This window comes from Kineococcus gypseus, assembly GCF_050871305.1.
Classification (GTDB): domain Bacteria; phylum Actinomycetota; class Actinomycetes; order Actinomycetales; family Kineococcaceae; genus Kineococcus; species Kineococcus gypseus.
Genome location: NZ_JBJLRD010000039.1, coordinates 12,680 through 34,623, shown reverse-complemented (window position 1 = coordinate 34,623; position 21,944 = coordinate 12,680). Strand labels below are relative to the sequence as shown.

Genomic DNA, 21,944 nt, shown 5'->3' with positions numbered 1-21,944 from the left:
GCCGGGCCGCCGCGCCCGGCAGCCGCGCACCGACCCGCACGGCCGGACCCGCACGGGCGCACCGGCGCGGGGGCTCAGCCCGTGGTGAAGCCCGTCGCGCCGCGGGCGGCGGACCAGTGCCCCACGACGGCGCCGACGCTCCCGGGGCGCCCGGGCGGGCCGGGCTGCTCGCCCAGCCGGGCCAGCAGCTGCTCCAGGGCCGGGCGCGGGCCCTCGGCGACGACCTCCACCCGCCCGTCGGTCTTGTTCACCGCCCGCCCGGTCAGGCCGAGCTCCAGCGCCTGCGAGCGCGTCCACCAGCGGAAGCCCACGCCCTGCACCCGGCCGGAGACGAAGGCGGTCAGCCGCTCGGGCACCGGGGGCGTCGCGCCCGCCGCGGTCGCGTCGTCCACGGCGGGCAGCGTAGGGGCGCGGCGGCGGGCAGGCCGCCTCGCGTGAGCTGGAACGGAGCCGACCTGTTCGCCACCGGGGGCCTGGGCTCGCTGCCGCCCGGGTTCAGCGCGACGGGCCGCACCTCGCAGGTGTTCGAGGGCTTCCCCGTGGCCGCTGCGGTGCGCGAGCGCGGGCTGCCCGGCGCGCGCTGGAGCTGATCCGCGCCGCCCCGGCCCCCGGCGGGCGGGTCCTCGTCGACGGCGGCGACCCGCTGCGGGAGCTGCGCCCGGCCCCCCGAGGGGTGCCCCGCCCGGCCGGGCCGTGCCACCGGTGTCGACCTCCCGGGGTGGTGACCCCTGTGGCGGCGATGAGTTCCCCGGCGCTGCCGGGTCAGCGGTGCAGCGACCACCCGAGGAGCTCACGTGCCCGACCCGACCGACCGCCCGACCGACCGCGCGCCCGACCGCGCGCCCGACCCCGTCGTCCACTTCGAGGTCGTCGGCGAGGACGCGCGAGGACTGCGCGACTACTACGGCCACCTGTTCGGGTGGACCTTCGACACGTCCGGCCTCGTGGCGGCTGCGGTGTCCGTGCCGGACGACTACGGCTTCACCGATCCCGGTCGCACGCGGGAGGGGGTGGGGATCCCCGGGGGCGTGGGCGGTGGCGCCGGCCACGGTCCGCGGGTGCTGTTCTACGTGGGCGTCCCCGACGTCGCGGCCGCGGTGCAGCGGGCGCAGCGCCTCGGCGGGACGCGGGTCGTGGGCCCCGAGACGTCCCCGTCAGGCCTGGTCGTGGCCCACGTCCGCGACTCTGCGGGGAACCTGGTCGGCCTGGCCGGACCGCGCTGACGGCGCTGCGAGCGCAGCGCCCGGCCGCGCCGGCGGGCGCGGGTGCTCAGGGGGCCGGGGTGCGCGGCCTCGGCTGGCACGACGGGCAGCTGAACGACGAGCGGTTCATGAAGGCGTCGCGGCGCACCGGGGTGCCGCAGCGCGGGCACGGCCGACCGGCCTGCCCGTACACCGCCAGCGAGCGGTCGAAGTAGCCGCTGGCGCCGTTGACGTTCACGTACAGGGAGTCGAAGCTCGTGCCGCCGGCGTCCAGGGCGGCCGTCACGACCTCGCGCAGCCCCGCCAGCAGCAGCGCCACCTGCGCCGGGCGCAGCGAGGCGGTGGGCCGGGCCCAGTGCAGCCGGGCGCGCCACAGCGCCTCGTCGGCGTAGATGTTGCCCACCCCGGAGATGAGCGCCTGGTCCAGCAGGGCGCGCTTGACCCCGGTGCTGCGCGCGCGCAGCCGGCGGGTGAAGGCGGCGTCGTCGAAGGCGGGGTCGAGGGGGTCGCGGGCGATGTGCGCGACCGGCTCGGGCAGCGTGGCCGCCCACGGCGCGCCCGGGTGCTCGCCTAGGCCGCCGGGCCCGCCGTCGGGGACGGGCACGAGCGGCACGACGGCCACGCCGCCGAAGGTGCGCTGGTCCACGAACCGCAGCTCGGTGCCGGCGGTGCCGGCGGGCTCGGCGGGCAGCGGCTCGTCGTGGAAGCGCCAGCGGGCGCGCAGGTGCTTCTCCTGCGGGGCGTCCTCGGCCTCCACGAGCAGCTGCCCGCTCATGCCCAGGTGCACCACCAGCGCCTCGTCGGCGGGGACGTCCTCGCCGGGGGCCTGCGCCAGGGGCATCCACAGGTACTTGCCGCGGCGCACGGCGTCGGCGAGCACGAGCCCGTCCAGGCGGGCGACGGCGTCGTCGTGGCCGGCGAGGTGGCGCCGGGCCACGCGCGGGTGCAGCAGGTGCGTCTCGCGCACGCGGCGGCCGGCGACCCAGCGGGCCAGGCCCCGGCGCACCACCTCGACCTCGGGCAGCTCCGGCACGCGCTCTCAGCCGCCGGTGCGCACGGCCCGGGCGGTGCGGGCCCGCTCCAGCGACTCCACGGCGGCGGCGGCGGCCTTCTGCTCGGCCTCCTTCTTGCTGCGCCCCTCGCCGTGGCCCAGCGCGGTGCCGCCGACGACGGCGTCGGCGGTGAAGCTCTTGGCGTGGTCGGGGCCGGAGTCGGTGATGAGGTAGGAGGGCACGCCCAGGCCGGAGGCGGCCGTCAGCTCCTGCAGCGCCGTCTTCCAGTCGGTGCCCGCGCCGAGGCGCTCGGAGGACTCCAGCACGTCGGCGGTCAGGCGCAGCACGAGCGCGCGGGTGGCCTCCAGGCCCGCCGAGAGGTACGCGGCGCCGATGACCGCCTCGGTGGTGTCGGCCAGGATGGAGGACTTGTCGCGCCCGCCGGTGCTCTCCTCGCCCTTGCCCAGGCGCACGTGCGCACCCAGGTCCAGGCCGCGCGCGATCTCCGCCAGCGCGCGGGAGTTGACCACCGCGGCGCGCAGCTTGGCCAGCCGGCCCTCGGAGACGTCCGGGTGGCGGTGGTAGAGGCTGTCGGTCACCACCAGCCCGAGCACGGAGTCCCCGAGGAACTCCAGGCGCTCGTTGGTGGGCAGACCGCCGTGCTCGTAGGCGTACGAGCGGTGGGTCAGGGCCTGCTGCAGCAGGCCGGCGTCGATGTCGACGCCGAGGGCGGCCACGAGCCGGGCGACGTCCGCGACGTCGCCCGGCCCGGTGGCACGGCCCTGCTCAGCGGTCAGCTCAGAGGTCCTTGACCTTGCGGCCCTTGTACTCCAGGTACAGGGGGGTGCCGGCGGAGTCGGTGACGACGCGCGCGGTGTGCGGGCGCTGGTAGGCGACCTGGCCGCGCTGCACGGTGCGGGTCAGCGTCTCCTCGGACGCCTTCCACTGGGCGCGGCGCGACCGCGTGTTGCTGCGGGACATCTTCCGCTTCGGGACGGCCACGGTCAGCTCTTCTCTCTCGTGTCGGACGGGGTCTGGCCGGGCTGCTGCTCGAGCAGGCCCTGCAGGGCGGACCACCGCGGGTCCGCCGGCTCCTCGGTGCCCTCGTCGCCGGGCGTGCGCTCGGAGACACCGATCTCGTAGTCCTGCTGGCAGGGGCCGTCGCACTCGGGCTGGAACGGCAGCTCCAGCACGACCGCGTCGCGCACCGTCGGCTCGAGGTCGATGAGCTCGCCGGGGGCGACCTCGCGGACCTCGTCGTCGTCCTCGCCGACCTCGGCGGGCGTCTTGCCGGGGTAGGCGAACAGCTCCTGCACCTCGACCTCGACGTCTTCGGTCACCTCGGTGAGGCAGCGCACGCACTCGCCGACCGCCCGGCCGCGGACCGTGCCGGAGACCAGCACGCCCTCCATGACGGCCTCGAGGCGCAGGTCCAGCTCCAAGTCGCTGCCCTCGGGCACGCCGATGACGGCGATGCCGAGGTCTGCCGGGGCCGGGACCGTGCGCCGCAGCGTGCGCATCGTGCCCGGTCGGCGGCCCAGCTCGTGGGTGGACAGCACGAGCGGGGCGTTGGGGTCCAGTCGACCCTCGTGCACCTTGACCACTTGCCCCTGCCTCCCACGCCTGCGCAGCACCACACGGCCCCGCCGCCCGTGGTCGTCCCCACCCGCGCGGTACGCCGTACCGGGGGTGGCCACGCTCACCGGCGTCGAGGCCGGTACCAGGGTAGCCGAGGGACGCCCGCGGACCCAATCGCGGCGCCGCGCACCCGCGCGGGGCCCGGCCGGGCGGGGCTCAGCCGGGCGGGGCTCAGCCGCGCGCGCCGGGCCGCGGGGCCGGGTGGGCGCCGGCGGCCGCCGGCTCGTCGCCGGCACGCGCCCCGTCCGGGGCACCGGTGCCGGCGCCCGCCCGCTCGCCGGCCTGCTCGCGCTCCTGCAGCTCCTGCTGCTCCTGGTCCTGCTCGGGGGCGCGCACCTTCAGCCGGTCGCGCCCGCGCCGGGCCTGCTGCTGCAGGCGCTCCAGCTCCTCCTCGAAGTCGCCGAGCTTGCCGTCGCACCAGGCGTCGGCGTCCAGGCGCAGGCGGCGGGCCTCCTCGCGGGCGGTGGCCACGACGTGCTCGGCGCGCTCGCGGGCGGCGCGGGTGACGGCCTGGGCCTCGGTGAGCTCCTCGGCGCGCGCGCGGGCGCGCGAGAGCAGCTCGTCGGCCTCGGCGCGGGCGGCCTCGAGGACCTCGTCGCGCTGGGCGAGGACGTCGCCGGCCTGCTGGACCTCCGCCGGCAGCAGGCGGCGCACCTCGGCGACGAGGCGCAGCAGCTGCTCGCGGTCCACGACGACGGACGACGACAGGGGCACCGCGCGCGCCCCCGACACGAGCGCGGCGAGCTCGCCGAGCTTCTCGTGCACTTCCACGACTACCTGCCTCCAGAGGGTCCAGCGGCCGCCCCACGCGGCGGCCGCGGACCATCCTCCCCCACCGGCCGGCCCAGGCGGCGCAGCAGCGCCTCGTGCACGGGCGCGGGCAGCAGGTCGGCCACGTCGCCGCCGTGGCGGGCGACCTCCTTGACCAGGCTGGAGGAGACGTGGCCGAAGCGCGGGTCGCCGACGAGGAAGAGCGTCTCGACGTCCGCCAGGTGCCGGTTCATCAGCGCCATGGGCAGCTCGTAGGCGTAGTCGGTGCCCCCGCGCAGGCCCTTGACGACCACCCGCGCGCCCAGGCGGCGGCAGTGCTCGACGAGCAGGCCGCCGGCGAACTCCTCCACCACCACCCGCCCGGCGCGCTCGTCGCCGGTGGCCTCCAGCGCCGCGCGCACCAGCCGCACCCGCTCGGGGCCGTCGAACAGGCCCTGCTTGGCGGGGTTGACGGCCACGCCGACGTGCACGACGTCGAAGACGTCCGCGGCGCGCAGCACGACGTCGACGTGGCCGAGGGTCACCGGGTCGAAGCTGCCGGGGCACACGCAGCGGCGCGGGGCCGTCGCGGGCGGGGCCGTCGCGGGCGGGGGGGTCGCGTCGGTGGCCTCGGTCACGGCGCGCACGCTACCGGCGCACCGTCCACACGCCCGTCTCGCCGTAGCGGCGCAGCCGGGCCGGCGGCCAGCCGGCCGGCCAGCGCGGCTCGGGGCTGCGCGCGGAGCGCTCCACGACGACGTCGGCGCCCTCGGCCAGCAGCGGGTCCACGGCGGCCAGCACCGCGGCCAGGGCGTCCTCGTCCACCGCGTACGGCGGGTCCAGCAGCACCAGGTCCCAGCCGCCGCCGGTGCCCGCGCCCGCGCCCGCGAGGAAGCGCTCGACGCGCTCGTGCTCGACCCGCACCCCCGGCAGGCCCAGCGCGGCGGCGTTGGCGCGGGCGGTCCGCGCGGCGGCGCGGGCCGCCTCGACCAGCACCACCTCGCGCGCGCCGCGGCTGGCGGCCTCCAGGCCCAGCGCGCCGGAGCCGGCGTACAGGTCCAGCACGCGCGCGCCGTCCACCGCCCCGGCCGCCTCCAGGGCGGAGAACAGCGCCTCGCGCACGCGGTCGCTGGTGGGCCGGGTGGTGCCCCCCGGCGGCACCGCCAGCCGCCGCCCGCCCGCGGCGCCGGCCACGATGCGCGTCACGCGCGCTCCAGGAAGCGCTCGGTCTCGCCGCTGACGCGGTCGGCGACGGCCGCCGCGAGCGCCGGGTGCCGGGCGAGGGCGGGGTCCGCGGCGACCAGGGCCGAGGCGGCGGCGCGGGCGTCGGCGATGACGTCGGCGTCCTTGAGCACGCCCAGCAGCCGCAGCGAGGAGCGCTTGCCGGACTGCGCCGCGCCCAGCACGTCGCCCTCGCGGCGCTGCTCGAGGTCCAGGCGGGCCAGCTCGAAGCCGTCGCGCGTGGCGACCAGCGCCGACAGTCGCTGCCCGGCCGGGGAGGCCTCCTCGACCTCCGTCATGAGCAGGCAGGTGCCCGGCAGCCCGCCGCGGCCGATGCGCCCGCGCAGCTGGTGCAGCTGCGAGACGCCGAAGCGGTCGGCGTCCACGACGACCATGACGCTGGCGTTGGGCACGTCCACGCCCACCTCGACGACCGTGGTGGAGACCACGACGTCGACCTCGCCGGCGGCGAAGCGGCGCATGACGTCGTCCTTCTCCACCGGGGCCAGGCGCCCGTGCAGCACCTCGGTGCGCAGGTGCGCGGTGGCCGGGTGGTGGCGCACGACCTCGACGACCTCGGAGACGGCCATGGGGGGGCGGCGCTTCTCGCCGTCCTCGGGCGGGGGCCCGTCGCCGTCGCCGGGGCCCTCGCCGCCGTCGTCGGAGCGCGCGCCGTCGTCGGAGCCGTCGATGCGCGCGCACACCACGTAGGCCTGCCGGCCCAGGGCCGCCTCCTCGGCCACGCGCCGCCACACGCGGTCCACCCACGCCTCGTTCTGCATGGGCACCGCCACGGTGGTCACCTCCGCGCGCCCGGGCGGCATCTCGTCGAGCACGGAGGTCTCCAGGTCGCCGAAGACGGTCATGGCCACGGTGCGCGGGATGGGCGTGGCGGTCATGACGAGCAGGTGCGGGACGCTGGTGGCCTTCGCGCGCAGCGCGTCGCGCTGCTCGACGCCGAAGCGGTGCTGCTCGTCGACGACGACGAGGCCGAGGTCGGCGAAGCGCACGTGCTCCTCGAGCAGGGCGTGGGTGCCGATGACGATGCCGGCCTCCCCGCTCGCCGCGGCCAGCAGCGCCTCGCGGCGCGCGGCCGCGCCCATCGAGCCGGTCAGCAGCACCACGCGCGTGGCCGGGGCGTGCCCGCCCAGCAGGCCCCCGGCGGCCAGGTCGCCCAGGGCCGCGGTGGTCGAGCGCAGGTGCTGGGAGGCGAGCACCTCGGTGGGCGCCAGCAGCGCGGCCTGCCCGCCGCCGTCGACGACGGTGAGCATCGCGCGCAGCGCCACGAGCGTCTTGCCGGAGCCGACGTCGCCCTGCAGCAGGCGCTGCATGGGGTGCTCGCGGGCCAGGTCGGCGGCGATCTCCTCGCCCACGCGCACCTGCGCGCCGGTCAGCGGGAACGGCAGGCGCCCGTCGAAGGCGGCGGCCAGGCCGTCCGCGCGGCGCACGCGCGGCACCGCCGGCTCGCGGGCGGCGCCGGCGCGCCGCTGCGCCAGCGCGGTCTGCAGCACGAACGCCTCCTCGTAGCGCAGCCGGCGCTGCCCGCGGGCGACGTCGGCGCGGTCGCGCGGGGCGTGCACCGCGCGCAGCGCCTCCAGCGGGCCGGCCAGCCCGGCCGCGGCGACGACCTCGGGCGGCAGGACGTCGGGGACCGCGCTCGTGCCGTCCAGCACCGTCTGCACGGCCTTGGCGACCTTCCAGCTCGGCGCCCTGCCGGTGGCCGGGTACAGCGGCACGGGGCGGTCGGCCAGCGCGGCGGCGTCCTCGGAGTGGTCGTCGAGGGGCTGGTAGTCGGGCCGGGCCAGCTGCCAGGCGCCGTTGAAGACCTCCACGCGCCCGGAGGCCAGCACGGTGCGGCCCTCGCGCAGCTGCCGCTCGTGGTGGGCGAACTGGCGCACGCTGCGCGCGAAGAAGGTCAGCCCCACGGTGTCGCGGCCGTCGCCGAGGACGACCTGCAGCAGGGCCCCGTCGCGGTTGCGCATGCGCCGCGGCGGGGAGGTGCGCACGACCCGCGCCACGATCGTCACGTCGTCGCCCGCGGTCAGCTGCCGGATGGGCGTGAGCTGCCCGCGCTCGGCGTAGCGGCGCGGCAGGTGCCACAGCAGGTCGCGGACGGTCTCCAGGCCCAGCTCCTTGGCCAGCAGCGCCGCGGCGGGCGCCGTCAGCCGGCCGGACAGCGGTGCGTCCAGCTCGTCCACGGCGGCAGGCTACTGCGCGCCCCCGACGCCGCCCCGGAGCAACGCGGACGGCTGCGCGGACGGGCGCGCGGACGGCTGCGCGGACGGCTGCGCGGGACCGGCCACGACGCGGTCGCGACCGCCGCGCTTGGCGGCGTAGAGGGCGGCGTCGGCGCGCGCCAGCAGCGCCGCGGGGCCCTCGCCGGGCGCGCCGGGCCCTGCCAGGCCGACGCTGACGCTCAGGCGCGGGCCGGGGCGCCCGTCGGCGGTCGGGGCGCGCAGGCCGGCGACGGCGGCGCGGAAGCGCTCGGCCGCCTCGCGGGCCAGCGGGCACGCCGTCCCCGGCGCGCGCGGCGCGTCGTCCAGGAGGAGGGCGGCCAGCTCGTCGCCCCCCAGGCGCGCGACGACGTCCCCGGGGCGGCAGACGGCGCGCAGCTCGTCGGCGACCACCCGCAGCACCGCGTCGCCGGCGGCGTGCCCGTGCTCGTCGTTGACCTGCTTGAAGCGGTCGACGTCGACGAGCAGCAGGGCGCCGACGGTGCCGCGCTGCAGGTGCCGCGCCAGCGCCCGGTCGAAGGCGCGGCGGCTGGCCAGGCCGGTGAGCGCGTCCTCGGCGGCCTCGGCGCGCAGCCGGGCCAGCAGCGCCTCGTGCCGGTCGCGCCAGGTGGAGGTCAGCCACGTCACCGCGGCGAAGGTGGTGGCCCAGGCGGGGCTGTCCTGCTGCACGCGGTCCCAGCCGTCGAGGGTGAGCAGCACGCCGACCTGCGCCACCAGGCACAGCGCCGTGGTGGTCCAGGCGGCGCCGCGGCGCAGGTGGTAGGCGGCGTACAGGGCCGGCCAGCCGAGGAAGACCTGCCCGCTGAAGGACACGTCGCGGGTGTGCAGGTTGAGGACGACGATCTCCGCCAGGCCGAGGAGCCCGAGGACCGCCGCGCTCGAGGCCGGAGCGCGGTGCGGCAGGAGGGTCGGCACCGCGCTGACCAGCGCCAGCGCGCACGCGGCGGCCACCACCGCGGCCAGCGCGCCGGGCGCGTCGCCGAGCGCCTGCGGCACGAGCAGGCCGGTCAGCAGCATGTAGAGCGCGCCGACCAGGGCGAGCACGCCGGCGGCGCGGGTGCTCGCCACGCCGTCCCGCGGCGCCCACCAGGGGCTGCGGGGACGCGCCGTCCGGCGGGCTGCTCGCACGCCTCCCCATCGGGCGGCGGCCGGGCCACCTGGAGCGCTGCGGGCGCGGACCGCCCGGAGGGAGCAGCACCGCCCGCGCGGCCGGTTCGCCCGCACCCCCGCGGCTCGGCTATGGTGGATGCCGGTGTCCGGGCACGACCCGCCACCGGTCGGCGCCCGTCGGGGCCGCCGCCCTCCACCCTCACGATCACCAGGAGTACCCCGTGGCTGCCACCTGCGACATCTGCGCCAAGGGCCCTGGCTTCGGCAAGAGCGTCTCGCACTCGCACCGGCGGACCAACCGCATGTGGCTCCCGAACGTCCAGCGCGTGCGGGCCACGGTCAACGGCTCCCCGAAGCGGCTCAACGTGTGCACCTCCTGCCTGAAGGCGGGCAAGGTCACGCGCTGACCCTCGGCGCAGCACGAGTTCCACCCCGCGGGGCCGGTCCGGACCGACCGGCCCCGCGGTGCGTCCGGGGCCCTCGAGCGCCCGCCGGGTGAGCGCCCGCCGGGTGAGCGCCCGCCGGGTCAGCGCCCGCCCGGGTCAGCGCCCGTCGAAGTGGTCCCAGCCGGCGCCGGCGCCCGCCCAGGGCGCGCCGTCGACGAGCACCGGGTGCTGCCCGGGCGCCAGCACCCGCCCCACCGGGTGGAACCCCTCGGGCGCTCGCGCGCCCGGCGGGAAGCAGGCCAGCAGCCCGTGGTCCTCGCCGCCGGTGAGCACCCACGCCAGCGCCGCGGGCGCGCCCACCCCCGTGGCCGCCGCCAGGGCGGCCGCCGACCCGCCCAGCGCGGTGCCGGCCAGGTGCAGCTCCAGCGCGGCGCCGCTGGCGGCGGCGATGCGCCCGGCGTCGCGCAGCAGCCCGTCGCTGACGTCCATGAGGGCGCTGGCCCCCGCCCGGGCCGCGGCCGGGCCCAGCTGCACCGGCGGCACGGGGCGCCGGTGCGCGGTCAGCAGCTCCGCCACCGCGCCGTCGTCCCCGCCCTCCCCGCCGCGGCCGGCGCGCAGCAGGTCCAGCCCGGCCGCCGAGCGCCCCGGCGCGCCGCCGGCCAGCGCCACCACGTCGCCCGGGCGCGCCCCCGAGCGCAGCACCGGCGCGCGCCCGCCCAGGTCGCCCAGGGCGGTGACGGCCACGACGACCTCGGAGGCGCCGGACAGGTCCCCGCCGACGACGACGGCGCCCAGCGCCGCGCAGGCGGCGGCGACCCCCGCGGCGAAGTCGTCCACCCACGCCACCGGCAGGTCGCCGGGCAGGCCCAGGGCGATCAGCAGCCCGGTGCAGGTGGCGCCCATCGCGGCCACGTCGGCGACGTTCTGCGCCACGGCCTTCCAGCCGACGTCGGCGCCGGTGGACCACCCCCGGCGGAAGTCCAAGCCCTCGACGAGGGTGTCGGTGGTGGCCACGACGCGCCCGTCGGGAGCGGCGACCACGGCGGCGTCGTCGCCGGGCCCCAGCAGCGCCCGCACGGGCAGCACGGGCAGCAGGCGCGCCAGCAGCCGCGCCTCGTCCAGGTCCCGCAGGCGCGCGTCGCCGCCCGCGCCCCGACCCGCGTCCCCGGCCCGCACGGCTCCCCCGCTCCCGCGCCGGTCCGCGCCGCGGCGCCCGGCACCCGCGCGGCACCGGGCCGCGCGGCCCGGTCACACTAGCGGCGATGACCGCCGGGACCCCGCAGCCGCCCACCGAGCCGCCCACCGAGCCGCCCACCGAGCCGCCCACCGAGCCGCCCGCGCAGCCGCCGGGCCGGCCCCGCGCCGAGCCGGGGGCGCGCGACGGTGCCCCGCGCCCGGGCCGGGTGGCCGTGGCGGGCGCCGTGGTGCTGCTGGTGGCCGCCTCGGCGTGGGCGTTCGCCTCCGGGCGCGGCGGGGTCGAGGCGGCCCCCGCGGCGGGCGACCCGGCGTGCGCCCGGCTGCTGGCGGCGCTGCCGCGGCAGCTGGAGGGCTTCACCGCCACCGCGCAGGGCGCCGCGGGCGTGGCCGCGTGGGGCGGGGAGCGGGTGGTGCTGCGCTGCGGGGCGGCGGTGATCGGCCCGACGACGAAGCCGTGCCTGCCGGTGGGCCCGGACGAGGCGACGTCCGTGGACTGGGTGCAGGACGCCGCGAGCGAGCGAGCGGTGCGCTTCCTGACGTACGGGCGCGACCCGGCGGTGGAGGTGACCGTGCGCTACGGCGACGGGCTGGCGGCCACCAGCGCGGCGGGGGTGCTGGTGGACCTGGCCGCGCCGGTCTCGGCGATCGAGCAGACCCGCCGCTGCGTGTGAGGCGCCCGCGGGCCGGCGGGCGCGGGCGTCAGCGCAGCCCGGTGGGCCGGCGCAGCGCCAGCTGCAGCAGGCGGTCGACCAGCTCCGGGTAGCCCACCCCGGTGGCCGCCCAGGCGCGCGGGAACATCGAGCGCGGCGTGAAGCCGGGCATGGTGTTGATCTCGTTGACCACCACGCCCTCCTCGCCGCGCTCGACGTCGACGAAGAGGTCCACGCGGGCCAAGCCCTCGGCGCCCATCGCCTCGAAGACGCGCACGGCGGTGCGCCGCACGGCCGCCACGACGTCCTCGGGCAGGTCGGCCGGGCAGGTCAGGCGCACGCCGTCCTCGTCGAGGTACTTGGCCTCGAAGTCGTAGAAGTCGTGGCCGGAGACGACCTCGACCTCCCCGGGCAGGCTCGTCAGCGGCTCGCCGCCGTCGGCGTCCTCCAGGACGCCGCACTCGATCTCGCGGCCGTGCACGGCGGCCTCGACGACGACCTTCGGGTCGTGGGCGGCGGCGGCGGCCACGGCGGCCGCCAGGGCGTGCGGGCCGTCGACCTTGGAGATGCCGATGCTGGAGCCGGCGCGGGCGGGCTTGACGAAGACGGGGTAGCCCAGCGCCTCGACGTCGGCGCGGCAGCCGGCCTCGTCCGCGGCCCAGCGGCGGGCGTGGAAGCTGGTCCACGGGCCCACCCGCAGCCCGGCGCCCTCGAGCAGGACCTTCATGACCTGCTTGTCCATGCTGGCGGCCGAGGCGAGCACCCCGGAGCCGACGTAGCGGGTGTCGGAGAGCTCCAGCAGCCCCTGCAGGGTGCCGTCCTCGCCGAAGGGGCCGTGCAGCAGCGGCAGGACGACGTCGACGTGCTGCAGGGCCGCGACGCCGGTGGGCGGCTCGCCGAGGGTCTGCAGGCCGCGCTCGGAGACCTCCTGGGTCAGCGCGACACGGGTGCCGGCCGCCGGCACCTCGGGCAGCGCGCCGTCGGCGGGGGCGAGCGCGGCCGGGTCGTCGGGCACGAGCACCCAGCGCCCGGAGCGGGTGATGCCCACGGGGACGACGTCGTAGCGCTCGCGGTCGATGGCCGCGAGCACGCCGGCGGCCGTCACGCAGCTGATGGCGTGCTCGGAGGAGCGCCCGCCGAAGAGGACGGCGACGCGCGGCTTGCCGGTGACCTGGGTGCTCATCGGCGGGCACCCTACCGGCGGTGTGGTTGGGTTCGTCCGTGCCTGTCAACGACGCGCCGACCCCCGCCCCCGGCTCCCGGGGCGGCTCCCCCGCCGGCGCCCCGCGCGCCCTGTCCCCCGAGACGCTGGCCGTGGTGGCCGGCCGGCCGCCGCGCGCGGCCGGCAGCGAGCTGAACACCCCCGTCTCGCTGAGCGCGACGTACGTCGGCGGCGGCGACGCGCTGGGCGAGGGCGGGCTGGGGTACGGCCGCTTCGGCAACCCCACGTGGGAGGCGCTGGAGGAGGCGCTGGGCGCGCTGGAGGGCGGCGGCGCGCTGACCTTCGCCTCGGGGATGGCGGCGGTGGCCGCCGCGCTGCACCTGGCGCCGGCGGGCGCGACGGTGCTGGTGCCGCGCGGGGCCTACAACGGCACGCACGCGCTGCTGGCGCTGCTGGCCGAGCAGCGGCGGCTGCGGGTGCACCCGGTCGACGTCACGGACGTCGCCGCCGTGCGCGCGGGCCTGGCCGCGGTGGGGGGGCCGGCGGTGCTGTGGCTGGAGTCGCCGACGAACCCGCTGCTGGAGGTGGCCGACCTGGCCGCGCTGGCGGCGGCCGGCCGCGAGCGCGGCGCCCTGGTCGTGGTGGACAACACCTTCGCCACCCCGCTGCTGCAGCGGCCACTGGACCTGGGCGCCGACGTGGTCGTGCACGCGGTCACGAAGTACCTCTCGGGCCACTCCGACGTGCTGCTGGGCGCGGTGGTGACCCGCTCGGAGGACCTGCGGGCCCGGCTGGGGCGCCACCGCACCCTGCACGGGGCGATCCCCGGGCCCATGGAGGCCTTCCTGGCGCTGCGCGGGCTGCGCACGCTGCCGCTGCGCCTGGAGCGCTCCCAGCGCAGCGCGGCCGAGCTGGCGCTGCGCCTGCGCGGGCACCGGGCGGTGGCGCGGGTGCGCCACCCCTCGCTGCCGGACGACCCCGGCCACGAGCTGGCGCGCACGCAGATGCGCGGCTTCGGCGCGATCGTCTCCGTGGAGGTGGCCGGCGGCGCGACGGCGGCCGACGCCGTGGTCGGCGCGGTGTGCCTGTGGGTGCCGGCCACCAGCCTGGGCGGGGTGGAGTCGCTCGTCGAGCGGCGCCGCCGGCACGCCGGCGAGCCGGACGTCGTGCCGCAGCAGCTGCTGCGGCTGTCGGTGGGCGTGGAGGACCTCGAGGACCTGTGGGAGGACCTCTCGCAGGCCCTGGACGCCGCCGCGCGCTGACCCCGCGCGCCCGCCCGGCTCGCCCGGGCGGCTCAGGCGGCCGTGGCGGCGCAGCCGGCCAGGAGGGCGGCGAGCCCGGCGGGGGCGGCCCCGGCGCTGACGGCGGCGGCGACCTGCGCGGTCAGGGGCACCTCGACGCCGGCGGCGGCCGCGCGCTGGAGCACCGCGGGGGCGGAGGTGACGCCCTCGACGGTGCCGCCGGCGGCCGCGAGCGCCTCGGCCAGGCCCGCGCCGCGCCCGAGCGCGACGCCGGCGCGGTGGTTGCGCGAGAGCGGCGAGCCGCAGGTGGCGACGAGGTCGCCGACGCCGGCCAGGCCGGCGAAGGTGGCCGAGCGGGCGCCCAGCGCCAGCCCCAGGCCGGTGGCCTCGGCCAGCCCGCGGGTCAGCACGGCGGCGCGGGCGTTGGCGCCGTGCCCGGAGCCCTCGGCGATGCCCACGGCCAGGGCGACGACGTTCTTCACCGCCCCGGCCACGTCCACGCCGACGACGTCGGAGCTGGGCTCGGCCTGGAAGGCCGGGGAGGTGCAGGCGGCCGCGACGCGCCGGGCCACCTGCGGGTCGGCGCAGGCGACGACGGTGGCGGCCGGCTCGCGCCGGGCGACCTCGGCGGCGAGGTTGGGGCCGGAGACGGCCACCAGCCGCTCGGGGCCGGCGCCGGTGACGTCGGCGACGACCTCGGTGCCGAACAGGCCCGTGCCGGCCTCCACGCCCTTGGCCAGGCACAGCAGGGGCACCCGCGGCAGCAGCGGGCGCCACTCGCCCAGCCGCTCGCGCAGGCGCTGCAGGGGCACGGCCAGCACCACGAGGTCGGCGCCGTCCAGCGCGCGGGCCACGTCGGCGGTGCCGGCCACGGCCCCGGGCAGCACGACGTCGCCGAGGTAGGCGCTGTTGGTGCCGCGGCGGGCGAGCTCCTCGGCCACCTGCGGGCGGCGCGCCCACAGCGCCACGCGGCACCCGGCGTCGGCGAGCACCAGCGCGAAGGCGCTGCCCCAGGCACCGGCCCCCAGGACGGCGACCCGCGGGGCGGCGGCGCGGGGGACGGCGGCGCGGGGGACGGCGGACCCGGGTGCGGCGACACGCGGGCGGGAGGAGCGGGGGTGGGTCGGCACGCGTGACACGCTAGGACACGCGCGACACACCGACGGACCACCTGTGCGCGGCTTTATCTCACATGTGAGATACGGTGGCGCGCATGGCGATCTCCACCGAGCCGATGACCCCGCCGACGGGTGACCACCTCACCCAGATCGGCACGCTCATCCGCGACGCGCGCAAGCACCGGGGCCTGACCCAGGTGCAGCTGGCCGAGCGCCTGGGCACCTCGCAGAGCGCGGTGCACCGCATGGAGCAGGGTCAGCAGAACGTCACGATCGAGATGCTCCAGCGCGTCGGGCACGCGCTGCAGGACGACTTCGTCTCCATCGGGCGCCCGGCCCCTACCCACCTGCGCGTGCACGGCGGCACCCAGCTCTCCGGCAGCATCGCCGTGAAGTCCAGCAAGAACGCCGGCGTGGCGCTGCTGTGCGCGGCGCTGCTCAACCGCGGGCGCACCACGCTGCGCGGGGTGGCCCGCATCCTGGAGATCCACCGCATCCTCGACGTGCTCGCCAGCATCGGCGTGCGCTACGAGTGGGTCAACGAGGCCGACCTCGTCCTCGACGTGCCGCAGGCGCTGGACCTGGCCGCGATGGACTCCGAGACGGCCAAGCGCACCCGCAGCATCATCATGATGCTCGGCCCGCTGCTGCACCGGTACGACGAGTTCCAGCTGCCCTACGCCGGCGGCTGCGACCTGGGCACCCGCACCGTCGAGCCGCACATGGTGGCGCTGCGCCCCTTCGGGCTGTCGGTGACGGCCACCACGGGGCACTACCACGCCACGGTCGACGACGCGGTGCGCCCGCGGCGCCCCATCGTGCTGACCGAGCGCGGCGACACCGTCACCGAGAACGCCCTCATGGCCGCGGCCCGCGTCGACGGCGTCACCACGATCCGCAACGCCAGCCCGAACTACATGGTCCAGGACCTGTGCTTCTTCCTCGAGCAGCTGGGCGTGCGCATCGACGGCATCGGCACCACCACGCTCGTCGTGCACGGCGTGCCGGACATCGCCGTGGACGTGGACTACTCCCCCTCCGAGGACCCGGTGGAGGCGATGAGCCTGCTGACCGCCGCCATCGTCACCCACTCCGAGCTGACGGTGACGCGCGCGCCCATCGAGTTCCTCGAGATCGAGCTGGCGATCCTGGAGGAGATGGGGCTGCGCTACGACCTGTCGGAGGAGTACCGCGCCGCCAACGGCCGCACCCGGCTGGTCGACATCACGGTGCACCCCTCGCACCTGAAGGCGCCCATCGACAAGGTCCACCCCATGCCGTTCCCGGGCCTGAACATCGACAACCTGCCGTTCTTCGCGGTCATCGCCGCCGGCGCCGAGGGTTCCACGACGGTGCACGACTGGGTCTACGACAACCGCGCCATCTACCTGACCGAGCTGAACCGGCTGGGCGCGCGCGTGAAGCTGCTCGACCCGCACCGCGTGCTGGTGGAGGGCCCGACGCGCTGGTCCGGCGCGGAGGTGCTGTGCCCGCCGGCGCTGCGCCCGGCGGTGGTGGTGCTGCTGGCGATGCTGGCGGCCAAGGGCACCTCGGTGCTGCGCAACGTGGACATCATCGCCCGCGGGTACGAGCAGCTGGCCGAGCGGCTGACCCCGCTGGGCGCGCGGATCGAGACGTTCCGCGACTGACCCGCACGCACGACGCCCCCGCCCGGTGGACCCGGGACGGGGGCGTCGTGCGTGCGGGCCCGGCGCTGCGCGGCGCCGGCCGGGCGGTGTCAGGCCTTCTTGGCGGCGCGGCGGGCCGTGGTGGTCCCGGCCGCGGTGGTCCCGCTCGCGGCGGTCTTGGCGGCGGTGCTCCTCGCGGCGGTGGTGCGCGCCGGCGCGGTCTTCGCCGGTGCCGCCTTCTTCGCCGCCGCGGTGGCCGGGCGCGCGGCCGGGGAGGTGCGCCCGGTCGTCGCGCGGGCGGTGGCGGTGGGGTTCGCGGCCCCGCGGGCGGTGCCGCGCGCGGTGGTGGTGGCCGGGGCCGGGGCGGCCGTGGACGCCGGGGCGGCGCTCCTCGCCGGGGCGGCCTTCTTCGCCGGGACGGGCGCGCCGTTCTTCTCCTTCAGCGCGGCGCTGTAGGCGCGCAGGGCCTTGGCGTCGGAGACGACCTCCTTGAAGGAGGTGCCCGGCCGGAAGCGCGGCACGGACGTCTTCTTGATCTTCACGGCCTCGCCGGTGCGGGGGTTGCGGCCGGTGCGCGCGTTGCGGGCCTGCTTCTCGAAGGTGCCGAAGCCGCTGATGGCGACCTTCTCGCCCTTGGCCACGGCCACGGTGATGGTCTCGACGAGCGCCTCGACCGCCGCCGTCGCCTGCTTCCTGCCGCCGAGGCGGGTCTCGAGCGCCTCGACCAGTTCCGACTTGTTCACGAAGGGCCTCCGGTGCGTCGTGCTGACACTCCTCGCGCGAGGGTCCGCGCGCGGCCGAGCTGGAGCCCGACGGGTACGACGGTACGACCCGCGATCACCGCAGTCCACCAGGCGCGCTGCGGCGAGTCGTTGCGCCGCAACCGACTCGGCGGCCGCAGCCCCCGGCGGCCCTCGGCCGCAGGCGGTCCCGCCGCCCCCGGCGCGCGCGCCCGCGCCCGGTGCCGGCGCCCCGGGGCGGCACCGGGCGCTCGCGGTGGGAGCCGTTGCGCCGCAACGCCTCCGGCGCACCGCGGCCCCGGCCCGGCTGCGGCGCAGCGGGACCGGGGCCGGCGGTGGGAGCGCTCAGGCGCCGGTGCGCGCGGGCAGCGTGGTCGGCTTGAAGGAGGGGCGCGCCGCCTCGAAGGCGGTGATGTCGTCGGCGTGGCGCAGGGTCAGGCTGATGTCGTCCAGGCCCTCGAGCAGGCGCCAGCGCACGTACTCGTCGACCTCGAAAGGGGCGGTGAAGTCGTCGACCCGCACGACCCGCTCGAGCAGGTCGACGGTCACCTCGGTGCCGGGGTGGGCCTCCAGGGCCTTCCAGATGAGCTCGACGTCGCTCTGCCCGACGACGGCGGCCAGCAGGCCCTGCTTGCCGGCGTTGCCGCGGAAGATGTCGGCGAACCTCGGGGCGATGACCACCTTGAAGCCGTAGTCGCGCAGCGCCCACACGGCGTGCTCGCGGCTGGAGCCGGTGCCGAAGTCGCGCCCGGCCACGAGGACCGACCCGGCCCGGTAAGCCTCCTGGTTCAGCACGAACGAGGGGTCGCCGCGCCAGGCGGCGAACAGCGCGTCCTCGAAGCCGGTCTTGGTGACCCGCTTGAGGTAGACGGCGGGGATGATCTGGTCGGTGTCGACGTCGGTGCGGCGCAGCGGGACGCCGACGCCGCGGTGGACGGTGAACTTCTCCACGGGTTCCTCCTGCGGTCGGGTCGGGTCTCAGGCCAGCGCGCCGGCGGGGGCGCCGGCGCCCGCCACGGGCTCGAGGTCCGCGGGCGAGGACAGGGTGCCGCGCACGGCGGTGGCGGCGGCCACCAGCGGGCTGACCAGGTGCGTGCGCCCGCCCTTGCCCTGCCGGCCCTCGAAGTTGCGGTTGGAGGTGGAGGCGCAGCGCTCGCCGGGGGCGAGCTGGTCGGGGTTCATCCCCAGGCACATCGAGCAGCCCGCGTGGCGCCAGTCGGCGCCGAACTCGCGGAAGACCTCGTGCAGGCCCTCGGCCTCGGCCTGCAGGCGCACCCTCGCCGAGCCGGGCACGACCATCACGCGCACCCCCTCGGCCTTGGTGCGCCCGCGCACCACGTCGGCGGCCGCGCGCAGGTCCTCGATGCGGCTGTTCGTGCACGAGCCGATGAAGACGGTGTCCACGGCGATCTCGCGCATGGGCGTGCCGCCGGCCAGGCCCATGTACTCCAGGGCGCGCTCGACGCCCACGCGCACCTCGTCGTCGCCGATGCGCTCGGGGACGGGCACGGACCCGGACAGCGGCACGCCCTGGCCGGGGTTGGTCCCCCACGTGACGAAGGGCTCGAGGTCGGCGGCGTCCAGGACGACCTCGGCGTCGAAGACGGCGTCGTCGTCGGTGCGCAGGGTGCGCCAGTGCGCCACGGCGGCGTCCCAGTCGGCGCCGGTGGGCGCGTGCGGGCGGCCCTCCAGGTACGCGAAGGTGGTCTCGTCGGGGGCCACCATGCCGGCGCGGGCGCCGGCCTCGATGGACATGTTGCAGATGGTCATCCGCCCCTCCATCGACAGGGAGCGGATCGCCTCGCCGCGGTACTCCAGGACGTAGCCCTGCCCGCCGCCGGTGCCGATCTCCGCGATGACCGCGAGGATGACGTCCTTGGCGGTCGTGCCGGGCCGCAGGGTGCCGTTGACGGTGATCGCCATGGTCTTGAACGGCTTCAGCGGCAGCGTCTGGGTGGCCAGCACGTGCTCGACCTCGCTGGTGCCGATGCCCATGCCCAGGGAGCCGAAGGCGCCGTGGGTGGAGGTGTGCGAGTCGCCGCACACCACCGTCATGCCGGGCTGGGTCAGGCCCAGCTGCGGCCCGACGACGTGCACGATGCCCTGCTCGGCGTCGCCCAGGGAGTGCAGCCGCACGCCGAACTCGGCGCAGTTCCTCCGCAGCGTCTCGATCTGGGTGCGCGAGGTGGCGTCCGCGATGGGCAGGTCGATGCCGGCCGTGGGGGTGTTGTGGTCCTCGGTGGCGATGGTCAGGTCCAGCCTGCGCACACCGCGCCCGGCCAGGCGCAGCCCGTCGAAGGCCTGCGGGCTGGTGACCTCGTGCACGAGGTGCAGGTCGATGTAGAGCAGGTCCGGCTCGCCGTCCCGCCCGCGGCGCACGACGTGCTCGTCCCACACCTTCTCCGCCAGCGTGCGTCCCACGTCGCTCCCCCCTCGTCCGCACCGGACCACCGCGCCGGGATCGCCGGCAGCAGGAGGTCCACCGGTCCTTGCGTCTCAGAGCTTGAGACGCCAGTATCGCTCCGTGGACAAGAGTAGCGGAGTCGGCGTGCTCGACAAGGCCGTGCAGGTGCTCGCCGCCCTGGAGGCCGGCCCGGCCAGCCTGGCGCAGCTGGTCACCGCCACCGGCCTGGCCCGGCCCACCGCCCACCGCCTGGCCGTCGCCCTGGAGCACCACCGCCTCGTCGGGCGCGACCTGCAGGGCCGCTTCGTGCTCGGCGACCGCCACGCCGAGCTGGCCGCCGCCGCCGGCGAGGACCGCCTGGTGGCCGCGGCCGGCCCGCTGCTGGGCGCCCTGCGCGACGGCACCGGCGAGAGCGCGCAGCTGTACCGCCGCCACGGCGAGCACCGCGTGTGCATCGCCGCCGCCGACCGCCCGCACGGCCTGCGCGACACCGTCCCCGTGGGCGCGTCCATGACCATGGCGGCCGGCTCCGCCGCGCAGGTGCTGCTGGCCTGGGACGACCCCGAGCGGCTCTCGGTGGAGCTGCTGGGCGCCCGCTTCGACGCCGCCACCCTCTCCGGGGTGCGCCGGCGCGGCTGGGCGCACTCCAGCGGCGAGCGCGAGCCGGGGCTGGCCTCGGTCAGCGCCCCGGTGCGCGGGCCCTCCGGGCGCGTGGTGGCCGCCGTGTCCGTCTCCGGCCCGGCCGAGCGCTTCGGGCGCCACCCGGGGCGTCGGCACGCCGACGCGGTGCTCGCCACCGCCGAGGCCTTCACCGCCGCGCTGCGCCCCGCCGAGCTGCCCGCGCAGCCGGCGCCCGCCGGGGGCTGAGCCCGCCGGTGCGGGAGGTCCCGGCGCGGTGGGCGATGAGTCCGGGCGGTGCGGGCGGTCACCAGGGACGACCGAGCCGAACCGCCCGGGTCGCACCGCCCGAGAGGAGACCGCCGTGCCCGCCGTCCGCCTGCCGCTGGAACCGCTCACCACCACCGCCCTGCCCGAGGTCGTCGACCGCGACACCTGGCTCGCCGCCTGCGAGGAGCTCCTCGTGCGCGAGAAGGCCCACACCCGCGAGGGCGACGCGATCGCCGCCGCCCGCCGGCGCCTGCCCGTCACCCGCGTGCCCGACGACGCCCGCGTGGTCGGCCCCGACGGGCCGGTGCCCTTCCTCGACGTCTTCGAGGGCCGGCGCCAGCTGGTCGTCTACTTCCACATGTGGCACGAGGGCCGGCCGCCGGAGGGGCAGTGCGAGGGCTGCACGTTCCTCACCGCCGAGGTGCAGCGCCCCCAGCACCTGCACGCCCGCGACGTCACCCTCGCGGTGGTGTGCGAGGGCGGCTACGAGGAGAGCAGGCGGTACGCGGACTTCGTGGGCAACCGCCTGCCCTGGTACTCCGCGGGCGGCAGCGACGCCCTCGTGGACGGCCGCGGCTTCGGCCTGCTGGCGTGCTACGTGCGCCGGGGCGAGGAGGTCTACGAGACCTGGTGGACCACCGGCCGGGGCACCGAGGCGATGTCCTGGAGCTTCCACCTGCTCGACCGCACCCTCTACGGGCGCCAGGAGGGCTGGGAGGACTCCCCCGCCGGGTGGCCGCGCGACGTGGACGTGCGCGGCGGGCAGTTCAGGACGGCGGGGCGCCCGACGGTGCAGTGGTCGGTCACCGACGAGCCGGCGGCGCACGGCTTAGACGGGCACTGCGCCGCCTGCTGAGGGGCGCCGATCGCCCCCGGGAACGGCAGGAGGCCCCCGGTCGTCGACCGGGGGCCTCCGGGAGTAGCCCCGACGGGATTCGAACCCGCGCTACCGCCTTGAGAGGGCGGCGTGCTAGGCCGCTACACAACGGGGCCCCAGCTCACCCGCCCCGAGGGGGCGGGCACGACCAGCACGGACCGACGGCGCGAGCCGTGATCTGCTGGAGTAGCCCCGACGGGATTCGAACCCGCGCTACCGCCTTGAGAGGGCGGCGTGCTAGGCCGCTACACAACGGGGCCCTAGCTCGCTCAGCAGCCCGGTGTCGAACCCCTGCTCGTCACCGACCGTGCTGCGCGCTGGGGTACCAGGACTCGAACCTAGACTAACTGAACCAGAATCAGTCGTGCTGCCAATTACACCATACCCCATGGCGATCTCCCGGCCGGCGGGCCGCCCGGGTGCGTCGCAGACTCTACCGGGTCGCGACGCCCCCGCCCAAATCGGCCGGCGCGCCCCGCTCCTGAGCCCTCCGGGCCCGCCCGTCG

The 21,944-nt window shown here is 77.7% G+C and carries 24 protein-coding genes and 3 tRNA genes; 8 read left to right on the top strand and 19 right to left on the bottom strand.

All coding sequences use genetic code 11. From position 1 onward, the window contains the following. Positions 1-74: 74 nt before the first annotated feature. Positions 75-356: an acylphosphatase gene (locus ACRYMN_RS14720; protein ID WP_432496534.1), complete on the bottom strand. Its 282-nt coding sequence runs from the start codon at positions 354-356 to the stop codon at positions 75-77. A gap of 78 nt (positions 357-434) precedes the next feature. On the opposite strand from ACRYMN_RS14720, the gene ACRYMN_RS14715 reads away from it, so the two are divergent. Then, the gene (locus ACRYMN_RS14715; protein WP_432496512.1) at positions 435-590 is read left to right on the top strand and encodes a hypothetical protein; all 156 of its coding nucleotides are present in this window, start codon (positions 435-437) and stop codon (positions 588-590) included. Positions 591-794: 204 nt separating this feature from the next. Next, complete coding sequence (locus tag ACRYMN_RS14710) at positions 795-1,223, top strand: VOC family protein (RefSeq protein ID WP_432496510.1); 429 nt, start codon at positions 795-797, stop codon at positions 1,221-1,223. Between the two features lie 46 nt (positions 1,224-1,269). Here the strand turns inward: ACRYMN_RS14710 and mutM are convergent, their stop codons facing one another. From mutM to ACRYMN_RS14665, 9 genes are all read right to left on the bottom strand, one after another. After that, positions 1,270-2,235, bottom strand: a complete 966-nt coding sequence (gene mutM / locus ACRYMN_RS14705; RefSeq protein WP_432496507.1) for a bifunctional DNA-formamidopyrimidine glycosylase/DNA-(apurinic or apyrimidinic site) lyase — start codon at positions 2,233-2,235, stop codon at positions 1,270-1,272. A 6-nt stretch (positions 2,236-2,241) separates the two neighbouring features. Further along, on the bottom strand, positions 2,242-2,931 hold the full coding sequence (gene rnc / locus ACRYMN_RS14700) for a ribonuclease III (protein WP_432496504.1): 690 nt from the start codon (positions 2,929-2,931) through the stop codon (positions 2,242-2,244). Positions 2,932-2,992: 61 nt separating this feature from the next. Further along, positions 2,993-3,196 (bottom strand): 50S ribosomal protein L32, encoded by a 204-nt coding sequence (gene rpmF, locus ACRYMN_RS14695; RefSeq protein ID WP_166611797.1) that lies wholly within the window; start codon positions 3,194-3,196, stop codon positions 2,993-2,995. Between the two features lie 2 nt (positions 3,197-3,198). Then, entirely contained in the window at positions 3,199-3,789 is a 591-nt protein-coding gene (locus ACRYMN_RS14690; RefSeq protein WP_432496501.1) for a YceD family protein, read from the bottom strand. Positions 3,790-4,003: 214 nt separating this feature from the next. Then, on the bottom strand, positions 4,004-4,603 hold the full coding sequence (locus tag ACRYMN_RS14685) for an ATP synthase subunit B family protein (RefSeq protein WP_432496499.1): 600 nt from the start codon (positions 4,601-4,603) through the stop codon (positions 4,004-4,006). A 2-nt stretch (positions 4,604-4,605) separates the two neighbouring features. After that, entirely contained in the window at positions 4,606-5,151 is a 546-nt protein-coding gene (gene coaD, locus ACRYMN_RS14680) for a pantetheine-phosphate adenylyltransferase (protein WP_432496532.1), read from the bottom strand. 79 nt (positions 5,152-5,230) lie between these two features. After that, a complete protein-coding gene (gene rsmD, locus ACRYMN_RS14675; RefSeq protein WP_432496497.1) occupies positions 5,231-5,788 on the bottom strand; it encodes a 16S rRNA (guanine(966)-N(2))-methyltransferase RsmD in 558 nt (185 codons plus the stop codon). Continuing rightward, positions 5,785-8,001, bottom strand: a complete 2,217-nt coding sequence (locus ACRYMN_RS14670; protein ID WP_432496495.1) for an ATP-dependent DNA helicase RecG — start codon at positions 7,999-8,001, stop codon at positions 5,785-5,787. The genes rsmD and ACRYMN_RS14670 overlap by 4 nt, the downstream gene beginning before the upstream one ends. 9 nt (positions 8,002-8,010) lie before the next feature. Further along, complete coding sequence (locus tag ACRYMN_RS14665; RefSeq protein ID WP_432496493.1) at positions 8,011-9,105, bottom strand: GGDEF domain-containing protein; 1,095 nt, start codon at positions 9,103-9,105, stop codon at positions 8,011-8,013. Between the two features lie 263 nt (positions 9,106-9,368). On the opposite strand from ACRYMN_RS14665, the gene rpmB reads away from it, so the two are divergent. Continuing rightward, positions 9,369-9,554 (top strand): 50S ribosomal protein L28, encoded by a 186-nt coding sequence (gene rpmB, locus ACRYMN_RS14660; RefSeq protein ID WP_432496491.1) that lies wholly within the window; start codon positions 9,369-9,371, stop codon positions 9,552-9,554. 135 nt (positions 9,555-9,689) lie between these two features. Here rpmB and ACRYMN_RS14655 read toward each other — a convergent pair whose 3' ends face one another. Next, positions 9,690-10,709, bottom strand: a complete 1,020-nt coding sequence (locus ACRYMN_RS14655; RefSeq protein ID WP_432496489.1) for a thiamine-phosphate kinase — start codon at positions 10,707-10,709, stop codon at positions 9,690-9,692. Between the two features lie 86 nt (positions 10,710-10,795). Between ACRYMN_RS14655 and ACRYMN_RS14650 the strand changes: the two genes are divergently transcribed. Further along, complete coding sequence (locus tag ACRYMN_RS14650) at positions 10,796-11,401, top strand: DUF3515 family protein (protein ID WP_432496488.1); 606 nt, start codon at positions 10,796-10,798, stop codon at positions 11,399-11,401. A 28-nt stretch (positions 11,402-11,429) separates the two neighbouring features. Here the strand turns inward: ACRYMN_RS14650 and ACRYMN_RS14645 are convergent, their stop codons facing one another. Then, the gene (locus tag ACRYMN_RS14645) at positions 11,430-12,563 is read right to left on the bottom strand and encodes a D-alanine--D-alanine ligase family protein (protein ID WP_432496485.1); all 1,134 of its coding nucleotides are present in this window, start codon (positions 12,561-12,563) and stop codon (positions 11,430-11,432) included. Positions 12,564-12,601: 38 nt separating this feature from the next. Here ACRYMN_RS14645 and ACRYMN_RS14640 point away from each other — a divergent pair, with 38 nt between their 5' ends. Then, entirely contained in the window at positions 12,602-13,804 is a 1,203-nt protein-coding gene (locus ACRYMN_RS14640) for a trans-sulfuration enzyme family protein (protein ID WP_432496483.1), read from the top strand. A 32-nt stretch (positions 13,805-13,836) separates the two neighbouring features. Here the strand turns inward: ACRYMN_RS14640 and ACRYMN_RS14635 are convergent, their stop codons facing one another. After that, on the bottom strand, positions 13,837-14,913 hold the full coding sequence (locus tag ACRYMN_RS14635; protein ID WP_432496481.1) for an NAD(P)H-dependent glycerol-3-phosphate dehydrogenase: 1,077 nt from the start codon (positions 14,911-14,913) through the stop codon (positions 13,837-13,839). Positions 14,914-15,017: 104 nt separating this feature from the next. On the opposite strand from ACRYMN_RS14635, the gene ACRYMN_RS14630 reads away from it, so the two are divergent. Continuing rightward, on the top strand, positions 15,018-16,550 hold the full coding sequence (locus ACRYMN_RS14630; protein WP_432496530.1) for a helix-turn-helix domain-containing protein: 1,533 nt from the start codon (positions 15,018-15,020) through the stop codon (positions 16,548-16,550). Between the two features lie 89 nt (positions 16,551-16,639). Here ACRYMN_RS14630 and ACRYMN_RS14625 read toward each other — a convergent pair whose 3' ends face one another. From ACRYMN_RS14625 to leuC, 3 genes are all read right to left on the bottom strand, one after another. Beyond that, positions 16,640-17,272, bottom strand: a complete 633-nt coding sequence (locus ACRYMN_RS14625; protein ID WP_432496478.1) for an HU family DNA-binding protein — start codon at positions 17,270-17,272, stop codon at positions 16,640-16,642. Positions 17,273-17,614: 342 nt separating this feature from the next. Further along, positions 17,615-18,220, bottom strand: a complete 606-nt coding sequence (leuD, locus tag ACRYMN_RS14620) for a 3-isopropylmalate dehydratase small subunit (RefSeq protein WP_432496476.1) — start codon at positions 18,218-18,220, stop codon at positions 17,615-17,617. A 27-nt stretch (positions 18,221-18,247) separates the two neighbouring features. Beyond that, the gene (gene leuC / locus ACRYMN_RS14615) at positions 18,248-19,690 is read right to left on the bottom strand and encodes a 3-isopropylmalate dehydratase large subunit (RefSeq protein WP_432496475.1); all 1,443 of its coding nucleotides are present in this window, start codon (positions 19,688-19,690) and stop codon (positions 18,248-18,250) included. Between the two features lie 103 nt (positions 19,691-19,793). Here leuC and ACRYMN_RS14610 point away from each other — a divergent pair, with 103 nt between their 5' ends. Together ACRYMN_RS14610 and ACRYMN_RS14605 are read left to right on the top strand one after the other, a co-directional pair. Beyond that, complete coding sequence (locus ACRYMN_RS14610; protein WP_432496473.1) at positions 19,794-20,540, top strand: IclR family transcriptional regulator; 747 nt, start codon at positions 19,794-19,796, stop codon at positions 20,538-20,540. 115 nt (positions 20,541-20,655) lie between these two features. Next, positions 20,656-21,417, top strand: coding sequence for a DUF899 family protein (locus ACRYMN_RS14605; protein ID WP_432496470.1), 762 nt, complete (start codon positions 20,656-20,658; stop codon positions 21,415-21,417). 64 nt (positions 21,418-21,481) lie between these two features. Here the strand turns inward: ACRYMN_RS14605 and ACRYMN_RS14600 are convergent. The 3 genes from ACRYMN_RS14600 to ACRYMN_RS14590 form a co-directional block, all read right to left on the bottom strand. Beyond that, positions 21,482-21,554, bottom strand: a tRNA-Glu gene (locus ACRYMN_RS14600). A 71-nt stretch (positions 21,555-21,625) separates the two neighbouring features. Beyond that, positions 21,626-21,698: transfer RNA gene (locus ACRYMN_RS14595), tRNA-Glu, on the bottom strand. Between the two features lie 57 nt (positions 21,699-21,755). Then, positions 21,756-21,827: transfer RNA gene (locus ACRYMN_RS14590), tRNA-Gln, on the bottom strand. Positions 21,828-21,944 lie beyond the last annotated feature (117 nt).